The 14,031-nt window shown below is 57.7% G+C and carries 15 protein-coding genes; 4 read left to right on the forward strand and 11 right to left on the reverse strand.

All coding sequences use genetic code 11. The features are described 5' to 3' along the window. Positions 1-156: 156 nt before the first annotated feature. From topA to ACFDAU_RS00555, 4 genes are read right to left on the reverse strand one after another with little or no spacing between them, the layout of a single operon-like run. Positions 157-2,670, reverse strand: a complete 2,514-nt coding sequence (gene topA, locus ACFDAU_RS00540) for a type I DNA topoisomerase (RefSeq protein ID WP_413438096.1) — start codon at positions 2,668-2,670, stop codon at positions 157-159. Positions 2,671-2,694: 24 nt separating this feature from the next. Next, positions 2,695-3,156, reverse strand: a complete 462-nt coding sequence (locus tag ACFDAU_RS00545; protein ID WP_413438097.1) for a DUF494 family protein — start codon at positions 3,154-3,156, stop codon at positions 2,695-2,697. A 7-nt stretch (positions 3,157-3,163) separates the two neighbouring features. Then, entirely contained in the window at positions 3,164-4,234 is a 1,071-nt protein-coding gene (gene dprA / locus ACFDAU_RS00550; RefSeq protein ID WP_413438098.1) for a DNA-processing protein DprA, read from the reverse strand. Continuing rightward, a complete protein-coding gene (locus tag ACFDAU_RS00555) occupies positions 4,231-5,238 on the reverse strand; it encodes a LysM peptidoglycan-binding domain-containing protein (RefSeq protein ID WP_413438099.1) in 1,008 nt (335 codons plus the stop codon). Before ACFDAU_RS00555 ends, dprA begins: the two co-directional genes overlap by 4 nt. Before the next feature lie 165 nt (positions 5,239-5,403). On the opposite strand from ACFDAU_RS00555, the gene def reads away from it, so the two are divergent. The 3 genes from def to htpX all read left to right on the forward strand — a co-directional run bounded on the left by def (position 5,404) and on the right by htpX (position 7,774). Continuing rightward, positions 5,404-5,907 (forward strand): peptide deformylase, encoded by a 504-nt coding sequence (def, locus tag ACFDAU_RS00560; RefSeq protein ID WP_413438100.1) that lies wholly within the window; start codon positions 5,404-5,406, stop codon positions 5,905-5,907. Positions 5,908-5,929: 22 nt separating this feature from the next. Further along, complete coding sequence (fmt, locus tag ACFDAU_RS00565; protein WP_413438101.1) at positions 5,930-6,856, forward strand: methionyl-tRNA formyltransferase; 927 nt, start codon at positions 5,930-5,932, stop codon at positions 6,854-6,856. A gap of 63 nt (positions 6,857-6,919) precedes the next feature. Further along, on the forward strand, positions 6,920-7,774 hold the full coding sequence (htpX, locus tag ACFDAU_RS00570; RefSeq protein WP_413438102.1) for a zinc metalloprotease HtpX: 855 nt from the start codon (positions 6,920-6,922) through the stop codon (positions 7,772-7,774). A gap of 56 nt (positions 7,775-7,830) precedes the next feature. Here htpX and ACFDAU_RS00575 read toward each other — a convergent pair whose 3' ends face one another. The 7 genes from ACFDAU_RS00575 to metX form a co-directional block, all read right to left on the reverse strand. Beyond that, positions 7,831-8,289, reverse strand: a complete 459-nt coding sequence (locus tag ACFDAU_RS00575; protein ID WP_413438103.1) for a DUF4426 domain-containing protein — start codon at positions 8,287-8,289, stop codon at positions 7,831-7,833. Positions 8,290-8,351: 62 nt separating this feature from the next. Continuing rightward, positions 8,352-8,987, reverse strand: coding sequence for an ABC-type transport auxiliary lipoprotein family protein (locus ACFDAU_RS00580; protein WP_413438104.1), 636 nt, complete (start codon positions 8,985-8,987; stop codon positions 8,352-8,354). A gap of 2 nt (positions 8,988-8,989) precedes the next feature. Continuing rightward, a complete protein-coding gene (locus ACFDAU_RS00585) occupies positions 8,990-9,931 on the reverse strand; it encodes an MlaD family protein (protein WP_413438105.1) in 942 nt (313 codons plus the stop codon). After that, entirely contained in the window at positions 9,931-10,689 is a 759-nt protein-coding gene (locus ACFDAU_RS00590) for an ABC transporter ATP-binding protein (RefSeq protein ID WP_413438106.1), read from the reverse strand. The genes ACFDAU_RS00585 and ACFDAU_RS00590 overlap by 1 nt, the downstream gene beginning before the upstream one ends. Further along, positions 10,689-11,804 (reverse strand): MlaE family ABC transporter permease, encoded by a 1,116-nt coding sequence (locus ACFDAU_RS00595; RefSeq protein WP_413438107.1) that lies wholly within the window; start codon positions 11,802-11,804, stop codon positions 10,689-10,691. Before ACFDAU_RS00595 ends, ACFDAU_RS00590 begins: the two co-directional genes overlap by 1 nt. A gap of 3 nt (positions 11,805-11,807) precedes the next feature. Further along, positions 11,808-12,392, reverse strand: coding sequence for a methionine biosynthesis protein MetW (metW, locus tag ACFDAU_RS00600; protein WP_413438108.1), 585 nt, complete (start codon positions 12,390-12,392; stop codon positions 11,808-11,810). Further along, positions 12,389-13,516 (reverse strand): homoserine O-succinyltransferase MetX, encoded by a 1,128-nt coding sequence (gene metX, locus ACFDAU_RS00605; RefSeq protein WP_413438109.1) that lies wholly within the window; start codon positions 13,514-13,516, stop codon positions 12,389-12,391. Before metX ends, metW begins: the two co-directional genes overlap by 4 nt. A 19-nt stretch (positions 13,517-13,535) precedes the next feature. Here metX and ACFDAU_RS00610 point away from each other — a divergent pair, with 19 nt between their 5' ends. Further along, positions 13,536-14,006, forward strand: coding sequence for a hypothetical protein (locus tag ACFDAU_RS00610; protein WP_413438110.1), 471 nt, complete (start codon positions 13,536-13,538; stop codon positions 14,004-14,006). Positions 14,007-14,031 lie beyond the last annotated feature (25 nt).

The raw sequence follows: 14,031 nt of genomic DNA on the forward strand, positions 1-14,031 counted from the left end.
GTGAGTCCATTGATTTAATGCCCATCAACGTATCATGGAAACAAGATTTAAAACAACGGCCCTCGTGAAGGCTTGTCCGGGCATGGGTGAGCGGTGCGTGTACCTTGTCGCCTGTTACGCGACGGTATGGTTCAAACCAAAAAACAATCAATTCGATCAGGCGGTTGTTTTGGTACGCTTCGCGGCTGTTTTCGGCTTGGCCTTAGGCTTGGCTTTGGCGGCTGGTTTCTTGCGAGTAGCCGGACCTTTGGCGGCGCGGGCGGCCAGCAGGGGAAGCGCATCTTCCAGCGTGCAGGCTTCCGGATCGGCTTCCTTGGGCAGGGTGGCGTTGATTTTTCCATGCTTGACGTACCAGCCGTACTGGCCGCTATGCAGGGTCACCGGTTTGTCGTCTTCGGGATGGTTGCCCAGCGGTTTGCCGGCAGGTGCACCGCCGCGCGGCTCCTTCGCCATGGCCAGTACTTCCAGCGCACGCGCCAGTTCGATGCTGTAAACATCGTCAGCCTTGGGAATGGATTTGAACTTGCCATCGTGCTGCAAATAGGGACCGAAACGGCCAATGTTGGCGACAATAGGCAGCTGAGTGTCGGGGTGCAGACCCACTTCGCGCGGTAGTGACAACAGTTTCAGTGCGGTGGGTAGATCGGCCAGCTCGGTGGGGAGGGTTTTGGGCCACGATGCGCGTCGGGGTTTGATTTTTTTGTCTTCCGGCGTGGCGCCGACCTGCACGTACCAGCCGTAGCGACCATTCAGCAACAGGATATCCTGACCGCTATCCGGGTCTTGCCCGAGCACGACGGGGCCATCTTCATTGCCGCCATGCAGCGGGCGCGTGTAATCGCACTCGGGGTACGCGGAACAGCCGATGAATAGACCGCGCTTGCTGGCCTGCAGGAACAAACGCGCGCCGCACTTGGGGCAAGGCTCATCGGGGATCGGGCAGCCGCGCTCCACGTCGGCCTTGGCGGCCAGCGTGCCGGAAAATTCCTGCCAGAAGTCATCCAGCAGCGGGATGTATTTGAGCGTGCCGTTGGACACGTCATCGAGCCGGTCTTCCAGTTTGGCGGTGAAGTCGTAGTCCACGTAATGGGTGAAATGGGTGGTGAGGAAGCAGTTCACCAACTGCCCGATCGGCGTGGGCATGAAGCGTTTCTTGTCGAGGATCGCGTATTCGCGGTCCTGCAGCGTGGAGATGATGCTGGCATAGGTAGAGGGGCGACCGATGCCGTATTCTTCCAGGGTTTTCACCAGGCTGGCCTCGGTGTAGCGCGGCGGCGGCTGGGTGAAATGCTGTTCGCCGAAGAGCTTGTCCACCGGCACGGTTTCACCTTCGGCCAAAACCGGCAGCTTGGCTTCTTCCTCGCTCTCCTCGTCGTCCTGGTTTTCCTGATAGACGGCGATGAAGCCCGGGAACACCAGGGTCTGGCCGGTGGCACGGAACAGATTGTCGGGGCCGCCCACGGCAATATCGAGGCTCACCGTGTCGAACTGTGCCGGGCTCATCTGGCACGCCAGCGTGCGTTTCCAGATCATTTCGTAGAGACGCGCCTGATCGATGGTGAGGAACTTGCGCACCGATTCCGGTGTGCGCGAAATGGCGGTAGGACGTATCGCCTCGTGCGCTTCCTGGGCATTCTTGGATTTGTTGCGGAAATATACCGGTGCCGCGGGCAGGTAGCCGGCGTCAAAATTCTTAGATATATAGTCGCGCACGTCTTCGATGGCTTCGCGTGCCAGATTGACCGAATCGGTACGCATATAGGAGATCAGGCCGACCGCGCCGCCTCCGATATCGATACCCTCATACAGTTGCTGGGCGGTGCGCATGGCGCGATCAGTGGTCATGCCGAGTTTGCGCACCGCTTCCTGTTGCAACGTGGAGGTCGTAAACGGGGCAGCCGCGCTGCGTGATTTGCGTTTTTTTTCCACGCGCGTAACGCTGCCGGTTTCGGCATTGGCGAGGGTGTCGAGCACCGCTTGTTGCGCGTCGCCCGTAGCGATACTGAACTGGTCGAGTTTTTCGCCCTGATACTGCACCAGACGTGCGGAAAACGCCTGCTTGCCCTTGTGGCTGTCGAGGTGGATGGTCCAGTATTCGCGCGCCTGGAATTTTTCGATCTCCAGTTCGCGTTCGACAATCAGGCGCAGAGCCGGGCTTTGTACGCGTCCGGCGGACAACCCTGGGCTGATCTTGCGCCACAGCAGCGGCGACAGATTGAAGCCCACCAGGTAATCCAGCACACGCCGCGCCTGTTGCGCATCCACCAGCGGCATGGCGATTTCACGCGGATTGTCGACGGCATGCTGAATGGCGCTCTGAGTGATTTCGTGAAATTCGATGCGCGCGATAGGTTTCTTCGGCGTGATCTTTTTCTCGCGCAGGATTTCCGCGAGATGCCAGGCAATAGCCTCTCCCTCGCGATCCGGGTCAGTGGCGAGCAGGATGAGATCCGCCTTTTTTGCCGCACGCACGATGGCGTCTACGTGTTTTTCGTTGCGCTCGATGAGCTGGTACTTCATGGCGAACTGGTTGTCCGTATCCACTGCACCGGTTTTCGGTACCAGGTCACGCACGTGACCATAGCTGGCGAGGATTTCGTAATCCTCGCCGAGATATTTTTTCAGGGTTTTTGCCTTGGAAGGCGACTCGACAATAACGAGAAATGACATGTGTATCTGCGCGCCGCAGGGGCGTTAATGGATGGAGAGGTTATTGCCATCGTTAAACAGCATATCCTCTAGTAATAAGTAGTCCTGGTTTGGGTTCTGGCTCCACAGCACCATCAATGCGATCCACTTGATTTTGTCCGGTGTGATTTCATCTTCGTCCAGCGCCAGAACGCGATCGATCACCCATTCGCGCTGCAAGGGGTTGAGAATGCCGACCTGTTCCAGAAATATCAGCAAACCCTGGCTCTCTGTATCCAGCCGGTCCTGTTCCAGCTCGGCATAAAACCGGGTTGCAGGACTGTGGACCAGGCTCGCCGGATATTCTGCACTGTTGAGCGTGCTCAGATCAGAGAACCAGTCCAGCGCATGATCGATCTCATCCCCGTTGAAGCCGGCGGCAGTTAGCTTGAGCGCCAACGCATCGCGATCCGGAGCGAGTTCAACATGCGGATAATTTTCAAATAGGTAAATAAGGATTTCTAACATTATCTTTTTAAACAATACGTTGGTAGAAACCACCGGGGAGTGTGGAGACACTCCCCTGTAGCTCCCTTTCCAACAGCATGGCGGAAAGCCTATCGGGCGTCAACCCGCAGCGTTCGGCCAGCACATCCAGGCTGACGGGTTCAAAACCCAGCGCAGACAGCAAGGGATCATCCCCTGTAGCGTCAGCGGCAAGAGGGAGAATGGTAGCCTGCCAGTGCAATTCATCGAGCACATCCTGCGCCGATTCGACCAGTTTTGCGCCTTGTTTAATCAGTGCGTGGCACCCGTGCGCCACGGGTGAATGGATCGAACCGGGGATGGCAAAAACTTCTCTGCCTTGTTCAGCCGCCAGCCTTGCTGTAATGAGCGAGCCGCTTTGCAAAGCCGCTTCCACCACCAGACAACCCAGACTTAAGCCACTGATAATTCGATTGCGGCGAGGAAAATTGGCGGCAATGGAGGGGGTGCCGATGGGGAATTCCGAGAGCAGCGCTCCGCCCCCGGCAAGTTGATGGGCCAGCGCCTTGTTGCGGGCCGGATAAACGATATCCAGTCCGGTACCGACTACCGCCAGGCTGCTTGCCGCGCCGGCCAGCCCCCCGCGATGCGCAGCAGCATCAATGCCCAACGCCAGGCCGCTGACGATGGAAAGCCCGGCTTGCGATAACGCTCTCGCGAAAGCTTCGGCATTGGATGCGCCCTGAGGCGTGGCATTGCGGCTCCCGACAATGGCGAGCATCGGTGCGCCGAGCAATTCGCGGCGGCCTTTCAGGTACAACAATGGTGGAGGATCGGGGATTTCCAGAAGACGCGACGGATAGTCGCTGTCTGCCAGGGTAACCAGATGATTGCCGGGCTCATCAAGCCAGCGCAGAGCCAGCTCGATTGCTGCGTCATCCACGCCGGCAGATAGGCGTTGGATAACCGGCTGGGAAAGATAGGGTTTCAGGGCGCTGCCAGAAGCAGCGTAGATTTGCTCCGGGCCGCCAAATGCGGCCAGCAAAGCCCGGAAGGTTTGCCCGCCCAGCCCGCGTGTGTGCGCCAGACCCAGCCAGGCGCAGCGTTCAGCCCGGTTCAAGGATTGCGCACAGTGTCCAGCAGGTTAACCGGGCGATGGATCTCCATCACCAAGGCGTAAGACACCTTGTCGAATACGCGGTACACCATCAACAGCCCGCTACGCGAGTCCGGGAGCTGGATTTTGTCCACAATGTTGCCTTTTTTGTACACGGCCAATACCGTGCCGACATCCAGATTGTCGCGGCTGCCCTTGTTGAGCACCACCGTGGCATATTGCCCGGCCTCGGATACCCCGCCATAGATGGAGATTACCCGGCCCTGGATATTGGACGCAGGAGGGTGGGGAATGTAGCGGAACGAGTAGATATCCTCTGCGGGTTTAAGTCGGTCACCTGCCTGAATTTCTTCAGTAGAGCGGGTAATCAGAATCTTCTGCGGATCACCCGGCGTGACGGTGTGCGCGTCGCCCAGGTATTCAACCTGGTATCCCAGAGTCTCGTGGGTGTCAGGGTCTTTGAGTTCCTTGCCAGGGCGTAAAATTTTCCAGTTAGTGGTATCGCCTTTACCGTTGGTAGCGTAGGCCTGATCCCCGCTTCCAAGAACCATGCGGTCATCCTGTGAACCAATGATGCGCGGAGCGTCCTTGAGGGCGCCTTCGTCCATCACAAAGGGCTGGCTGATGAAAGCACTCACCGCAGATGCCGGGATCGACGGCACGCCTTGTTCGGCTTCCGATTCTGCGTGAACTTGCGGGGACAATTTCACCGTGTCCGATTTCCCCGTCTTGAGCAAGGAAAGCCGCGGATTGGCGCCGCTTCTGTCGAGCACAATCACGTCACCCGGATAAATCCAGTGCGGATTCTGGATTTCTTCCTTGTTCATGCCCCAGATTTGCGGCCACTTCCATGGATCCTTGAGGAATTTTCCGGAAATGTCCCACAAGGTATCACCCTTGACCACCACATAGCGGTCCGGGGCGTTAGCCTGCATCTTGAGTGTGTCGGCATGGCTGGAAAAAGCCATAAAACCAGTTAAAAACAACGATAAAGCGAGCTTGCGCATGGTATCCCCTTGGCGCGGATTTTAGTTTAGACCTTGTCTATCCCAAGTGCCGTGTAGTAATGTGGCGTCTTCCTGTTGTAGCTTGTGTTTTAACGGCCGATTCGGCAATTAATTTAGGGACTTGATCTGGATTCTGCATGGAATGGTTTATGCAGGCAAGCAATTATGGCGCTATTAAACATTATTCACTACCCTGATCGGCGTTTGCATACGATCGCCAAACCTGTCGCGCAAGTTGATGAACGCATCCGTAAACTGGTCGCCGACATGGCGCAAACCATGTACGCCGCGCCTGGTATTGGTCTGGCGGCCACCCAAGTCGATGTGCACGAGCAAGTGATTGTGATCGACATTTCGGAAACGCGCGACGATCTGCGCGTATTCATTAATCCTAGATTACTTAAGGCCGACGGCAGTGCAGTCCACGAAGAGGGTTGTCTATCGGTACCCGGCATTTACGATAAGGTCACTCGTGCCGAGCGTATTACAGTCGAAGCGCTGAATACTGAAGGCGCTTCCTTTACGCTTGACGCGGATGGTTTGCTGGCAGTGTGCATTCAGCATGAAATGGATCACTTGCTGGGCAAGGTATTCGTGGAATATCTGTCCAGCCTGAAACAGACCCGCATCAAGAACAAGCTCAAAAAACACCTGCGCGAAACCATGTAGCGCAGACCTCGCCGTTATTCACATGCATATCATTTTTGCCGGGACTCCGGAATTCGCACGGGTTGCGCTGACCGCGCTGCACGCGGCCGGCCACACGGTTGCGGCGGTGCTGACGCAGCCGGACCGGCCTGCCGGACGCGGCATGAAGCTCAAGGCCAGCCCGGTCAAACAGGAAGCGTTACGGCTGGGCTTGCCGATATTGCAGCCTGCCTCCCTGAAGACGCCCGAGGCTCAGGATGCGTTGAGCGCATTGGATGCCGATTTAATGGTGGTCGCCGCCTACGGTTTGATCCTGCCGCAGACGGTTCTGGACATCCCGCGCCACGGCTGCCTGAATATCCACGCCTCGCTGCTGCCGCGCTGGCGTGGCGCCGCGCCGATCCAGCGTGCCATTCTGGCAGGCGACACCGAGACCGGCATCACCATCATGCAGATGGACGCCGGGCTGGATACCGGCGCCATGCTGCGCCGCGACGCCATCCCGATCGCGCAGGACGACACCAGCGCCAGCCTGCATGACAAACTCGCTACGCTGGGCGGGCAGGCCATCGTCGCCGTACTTGATCAGATGAGCAAGGTCGCACTCGTGCCAATACCCCAGCCGGATGAAGGTGCGAGCTACGCTGCCAAAATCAGCAAAGCCGAGGCTACGCTGGATTTTAACCGGCCGGCCACCGAGCTGGCGCGCGCTGTGCGGGCATACAATCCCGCGCCGGGCGCAACGACCCAACTGCATGGCACGCCGCTCAAAATATGGTCAGCGCATGTTGTCGATCACTGTGGTGTTCCCGGCAGAGTCATGGCAGCTGAAGCGCACGGTATTGTGGTTGCCTGTGGCGACAGTGCGCTATGTATTACCGAGGTGCAGCCCGCCGGCGGCAAGCGTCAATCCGTCAGCCAGTTTTTGGCGGGTCATCCGTTATCAATCGATACACAATTCGGCGATTGAATTTTGCGCTATGCGCACCATCTAACCAGCGTCAATTTCGACAGCTGACAAGGAATCGAAACAATGTTTGGCAACTGGTTAAAAACTTCCATACTGATGGCGGGCATCGTCGTTCTGTTTGGTACAGTGGGCATGTTGCTGGGCGGGCAAAAGGGCATGCTGATTGCGCTATTGTTCGCAGGGGCAATGAACGTCTACGCCTACTGGTTTTCCGATCAGATGGTATTGAAAATGTACAACGCCCAACAGGTCGATGCCAGTGCCGCACCAGAGTTCTACGGGATCGTGGCGGAACTGGCCCAGCGCGCAGGGCTGCCCATGCCCAAGGTGTACATTATTGACGAGGCGCAACCCAATGCATTCGCCACTGGGCGCAACCCGGAACACGCGGCAGTAGCGGCGACGACCGGGATAATTCAGTTACTCAGTCACCGCGAGCTGCGCGGCGTGATGGCGCATGAGCTTACTCACGTCAAACACCGCGACATCCTGATATCCACCATGTCGGCGACGGTAGCCGGAGCCATTGCTGCGCTTGCACAATTCGGCATGCTGTTCGGTGGCGGCAGTAACAATGGTGAACGTAACGTGAACCCGGCGGTGGCCATCCTCATCATGATCGTGGCGCCACTTGCGGCGATGCTAATCCAGATGGCGATTTCACGCACACGTGAATTCGGTGCGGACCGAGGCGGCGCGGAAATTTCCGGCGATCCCGAAGCGCTGGCTTCCGCATTGCGCAAAATCGAGGCTTACGCGCATGGCACGCCCCTGCAGACTGCGGAACTGCACCCGGAAACCGCGCAGATGATGATTATCAACCCACTCTCCGGTGGCGATATCCAGAGCCTGTTTGCTACCCACCCCGCCACGGATGAACGCGTGGCGCGTCTGCTGGCGATGCGCGGTCAAATGTAATAGTGGTCCCCGCGACTCCAACCATGTCGGGCTGAAGAAAGTGGACGAAGAGCGCGCTATTGAAAAAATGGCCTGCTGAATTCAGCCTGATATTTTCGCGTTTCACCCTCCGGTTTCGCGCTGACGTTAAATTTCAGCGTGTCGGGCGGCGTAATCCGGAACTCGCCGAGATAATACACCGCACTGCCCTCTTTCACTTTGCGCATGTCAATTTCGGCCAGTTGGGAATTGAGATTGACCACCGTAGCAGTAATTACCGCGGGTACAGGCTCGGAAACGCCGAGCTTGTTTTTGCGCAGTACTGCGATGGTCAGCAAGCCACGGTTGCGGCTGCGTTCGATATGGTAGTTTTTCGCCACCTCTGGTTGCAGCTCATCGGTGGGCATGGCGTTGTAATGGATTTCAATATTGCCGTATTTGACAACCTGTTCGGCTGGATTCGTCTGTGCGGCATGAGCAGCGAAAGGTAAAGCCAGCAGACTGGCGACCAGGGTGAAGTTGGTGAATATATTCATGCGACGACACTCCTTTTATGATTATGGTATTGCTACCAATATAGACAAAATTCCCCGGATGGCTAAGGAAGCCTGTTTGCTGTCACGTCTGATCCCTTTGTGGGTAAGGTTTGTAGCCATGCTCCAACATCATCGAGCAGTTTGCCGGCGGCAATATTGAAGGCGGTGACCGCCCCCGCTGCATTGTAGGTCGGTGCGGGGACATTCTGGATAAAAAGTTTGCGTGCAATCAATGTCCGGGTGCGTATATCGATTACTTCAGCACGCAATTCCACATGGGCGCTGCCGGGTGCAGTGCTGGCCTGATGATAAAAGGCCAGCAAGCTGGTATCGAGCACCCAGTTGCCCTTGATGCCGCTGCCGCTGGAGGCGACTGTCGCGAAAATGTGGTCCGCTTCCAGGCGTGTGAGCAACAGCTGGCCAAGCCGCTTGCCGGGACGATCGGCCCAGCGCGCATACTGATACAGCCCCAGTGTGCCGGGTGCACGGCTAAAGACAATGCTGTCGGTGTTATAGAAAGCATTGGTTGCGGTGTCCAGCACCAACAGGGTGTGGGGGTTGATAGTCGCAGCCGGGGTGGCGTTGCCGCCATCCTCCAGCACGTAGGTAATGATTTCGGGCGCGTTGCTGTTACCCGCCAGGCTGAAGCAGCCGCCCAGACTCAGCGCCAACATCCCGGCAATCAGGTAGCTTTTCATGTTTATTTTTCTCCCGGTCCGGGTTGTTGTTTGCCGGTGCCAAACAGAATGCCGCGCGGATTGGACAAGCGCTGTCCGGCAGTGCTGACGGAATCGGCGCTGCTGCGCAGATCGCGGCTGACACTGGTAAATTCCAGCGTGCCTATCTCTGCCAGCCCCTGCAAACGATTGGATACATCAGTGGTCTGGCGTTGCAGGTTTTCCATGGCACTGGAGGCCTGGTTAATCGCACCGTCGGCATTTTTGCTTACACTCTGGATGCTGATTTCGGCACTGTCGGCAGCCCGGGTAATGCTGACACCCGCCACGCGAAACTCCTCGGCAGCATCCTGTACGCTTTTTATTGCTGCGGTAAGCGCCTGCTTGTTGTCGGCCAGATTGGCGGAGATCACCTGTAAATTTTGAATGGTATCGGAGATGCCTTTGCGGTTGGCGTCGGACAGCAGCAAATTCATCTTGTCCAGCACCTGAGCGCCGTTTTCAGCCATTTGCGAGACTGCATTGGCAACGTTATCCAGATCCGATTTGCCTTCGGCAATGACCGGATAGCGCTCATTCGGCAACACTTCGGTCAATAGCGGGCTGCTCGCGTCAGGGTTACGGATTTCGATGGTTGCCAGTCCGGTTACGATGTTGCGCTTGACCAGCGCTTCGGCATTGCTGCGTATCGGAGTGTCCTGAGCCACCTTGACATCCATGCGCACGGCATCCTGTCCGCCGCCGGCGAACTCGTAGCTATCCACCACACCGACCTTGATGCCGCGCATTTTGACGGCGCTGCCTATATCCAGGCCATCCATGGATTGGTGACTGAAATAAATCGTGTAATGCCGATAAGCGACCCTGTCGGCGCCACCGGCTAGCCACAACAGTCCGATAACCAGCAGCAGTGCGGCGATCAGCACGATCGTGCCTACCAGGGTATAGCGCGCTTCTGCTTCCATCAGAGCTCCTCTATCCGGGCACGTGCAGAAAAATAGTCACGCAGCCATGGATCATTAATTTTTTGCAACATGGCCACCGTTCCGTCAGCAAGCACCTGATGATCCGCCAGCACGATCACGCGATCAATAATGGACAAGAGTGTATCCAAGTCATGGGTAATCAGAAAGACGGTGAGCCCCAGCCCATCCGACAGCACACGAATAAGCCGGTCAAAGGCGCGCGCCGAGATCGGATCCAGGCCGGAGGTGGGCTCATCAAGAAACAGCAGCTCCGGATCCAGCGCCAACGCGCGCGCCAGCGCGACACGTTTGCGCATCCCGCCGGACAGTTCGCTGGGCATTTTAGTCGCGGTGGACTGCGGCAGCCCGGCCAACGCCAGCTTGAGCCGCGCCAGACGCAGGCATTCGGGCTTGGGCAGCGGCGTATGTTCCAACAGCGGCACTGCCACGTTCTGCTCCACGGTTAACGATGAGAACAGCGCGCCGTCCTGGAACAACATGCCAAAACGCTGGCGCAAGCGATTGAGTTGCGCGCCATCCGCCGCCCACACATCCTCGCCAAACAGGCGTGCCGTGCCGGCCGTCGGTTTGATCAAGCCCACCAGTTCCTTGAGCAAAACCGATTTTCCGGAACCGCTGCCGCCTATCAGTGCGACCATTTCGCCCCGATTCACGTTTAAGCTCACCCCATCGTGCACGCTTTGCGTGCCAAAGCGGGTCACGATGTGATCAAGCTCGATAACCGGTTGCGCATCCATCAAAATCCCAGTTCGACGAAAGCAACTGCAAACAACGCATTGATAATGATCACCGCGACGATGCTTTGCACCACGGTAGATGTGGTATTGGCACCTACACTATGCGCATCGCGCGCCACGCTGAGCCCCATGCGGCAGGCAATCACGCCGATAAACAGCGCAAACACCGGGGCCTTGACCAGTCCCTGCAGCACGGTTTGAAGGGGCAGCACCTGATCCAGACGGGCAATGAATGCGGACGCCCCGATTGCCAGCTGGCGCTCTGCTACCAGCATTCCCCCGAGGATGCCTGCAATGTCGCCGATAAACACCAGCAGCGGTAATGCCAACAGCAGCGCCAGAATGCGCGGCACGACCAGCACATTGTAAGGCGACAGCCCCAGCACGCTGATCGCATCAATCTCATCGTTCACCTTCATCGCCCCGATTTGCGCGGTCATTGCGGCACCGGAACGTCCCGCCACCAGGATGGCGACGATCACCGGAGACATTTCGCGCGACATGGCCAGCGCTACGCCGTCCACCACAAAAATGTTGGCGCCATATTGCTCGGCCTGAATGCCCAGCAGGTAAGCGAACACCACACCCATCAGGAACATCATGATAAATGTCAAAGGGATGGCATTGACGAAGATTGCCTCGATTTGTGCGACAAACTCCTTGCGACGAAACGCACCCGGGTGGCGCACCAGCTGCAGCATCTGGTAGCTCAATACGCCGACAAAACTGACCGTGCCGCGCACATGCTGCCATGTCTCCACAGAAACGCGTCCGATATGCGCCAGCATACCGCCTCGAGCGGGCGGAGTAGTGACCATGCTATCCGCAAAATTGCGCTGCACCAGTTCATACACTGCTGCATGGGCAGCAGAAAAATTCACCGGGGTAATTTGTTGCGGATCAACCCCCGCAGCGCGCATGGTCTCGAGCAAGCGTAGCGCGCCGCTGGTATCCAGCGCGGTGAGGTCCGCGCCATCGAGCGCCACACCGCCGGCTGGCAATGCAGGCAGTGGCGCCAGTGTCAGGCCTGCCAGGTTTTGCAGCAGCCAATCGCCCGACACGCGCACTACCACGCTGTTCGCTTGTTGTTCCGAGCTGATCAGCGGGGCGGTCATGGCTTATTGTCCGCGCTCGAAACGATACACCGCCAGGCTGCCGGCCAGGTTGGGCAGGATATGCACCGGTGCGCCTGCCGTCATCACCACGCGCTCGCGGATGTGGAAACCCAGTTTGACGCACAGCGCTTCGAAATCATGCATGGTGCACAGGTGCACGTTGGGCGTGTCGTACCACTGATAGGGAATGTCGTCAGACACCGGCATATGGCCACGCAGCACTTGCAGGCGGTTTTTCCAGTAGCCGAAATTGGGGAAAGTGACGATGCCTTCGCGTCCCACACGCAGCATTTCGCGCAGGATGGCCTCGGTGTGGCGCATGGCTTGCAGCGTTTGCGACAGGATGACGTGATCGAATGAGTTGGATTCAAACACTGACAGCCCGGATTCCAGGTCGTTCTGGATGATGTTGATGCCGTTCTTCACCCCGGCCAGGATATTGGCGTCGGTCAGCTCCACGCCATAGCCGCGCGCCTGGCGCGTGTCCTGCAAAAATTTGAGCAGGCTGCCGTCGCCGCAACCGAGGTCGAGCACCTTGGAACCGGGTTTGACCCAGCTGGCGATGGTCTGGAAATCATGGCGTGTCATGACGCGACTCTTTCCATATAGGCGCGTACCAGGCTGTGATAATGCGCATCGGGCATCAGAAAGGCATCGTGGCCATGACCGGAGGTAATCTCGGCGTAGCTCACGCGGCATTCGTTATCCAGCAGCGCCTTGACGATTTCGCGCGAGCGTTCCGGCGCAAAGCGCCAGTCGCTGGTGAATGACAGCACCAGAAAATCCGCCTGCGCGGGTTTGAGGGCATCCGACAACTTGCCGCCGCTGTGGTGGGTGGGGTCGAAATAATCCAGCGCCTTGGTCATCAGCAAATAGGTATTGGCGTCGAAACTTTCGGCGAATTTGTCGCCCTGATAGCGCAGATAGGATTCAATCTCGAATTCCACGTCGTAGCCATAGTTGAATGCACCGGAGCGCAACACGCGGCCAAACTTGCTGCCCATCACATCGTCGGAAAGATAGGTGATGTGCCCGAGCATGCGTGCCAGCCGCAGGCCGCGCCGGGGCCGGGTATTGTGCGCGTAAAAATCCCCGCCGTGAAAATCCGGGTCGGTCAGTATCGCCTGGCGCGCCACATCATTGAATGCAATGTTCTGCGCGGTGAGTTTGGGTGCCGAGGCGATCACCAGGCAATGGCGTACGCGTTCGGGGTGCTTGATGCTCCAGTGCAGTGCCTGCATGCCGCCCAGCGATCCGCCCATGATCACGGCAAACTGTCGTATACCCAGACTGTCCGCCAGCCGGGCTTGGCTTTCCACCCAATCCTCCACCGTCACCAACGGAAAACGCGAGCCGAACGGCTGGCCGGTAACCGGATTAATTGAAGCCGGGCCGGTAGAGCCATGGCACCCCCCCAGGTTATTCAGCCCGATCACAAAAAAGCGGTCGGTGTCGATGGGCTTGCCCGGCCCCACCATGTTGTCCCACCAGCCCGGTTTTTTGTCTTGTTCTGCATACACGCCCGCCACGTGATGGTTGCCGGACAATGCATGGCACACCAGGATGGCGTTGCTTTTATCCGCGTTCAGTTTGCCATAGGTTTCATATACCAGGTCGTAGCTGGGCAGCACCGCGCCGCTTTTAAGGGTGAGCGGGGTGGTGAAATGGGCGGTCTGGGGTACGACAATGCCAACAGATGAAGCAGGCTGCATGTCTGGTTATAATTTAGCGATGTTAGCGAAGATTATAGCCGCATTCCGTCCCGATCCCACAGCCTTGCGCACGCGCTTTTTACAGCGCTTTGCGGGCAGGACCATTATTGTCCACGACGGCCTCAGCATCGGTTGGGTAAGTGAGTTGAATAAAGAAGCTGGCGGCGGCGCGCATTTTCGCATCGATGCACGCAATGTGCCAGACCGCAAACCCACCCCGATTGAATGGGTGGTGCACCATCACATCCTTCCGCATAAGCTGCCGCTGCCATTATTGGTGAAAGTGAACGACGCGCAACTGTTGATACGCCACCTCACCCGCAACCATGCGCCGGTTCACCCTTCCGAAATCTACTGGATGCTGGGCGAGTTTCCCGAACGCGCGCACCTGATTCTGACCGTCGGAGGCAAGGGCTTTGCCGTCACGCGCGGGATACCGGTATCGGATAATGCGGTGGACTTTGATGTGGCCTTCACCGAGCCCGAGTAAATTATCCTGCGCATCCAAAATCGCC

Source organism: Sulfuriferula sp. GW1 (genome assembly GCF_047300855.1).
Taxonomy (GTDB): domain Bacteria; phylum Pseudomonadota; class Gammaproteobacteria; order Burkholderiales; family Sulfuriferulaceae; genus Sulfuriferula.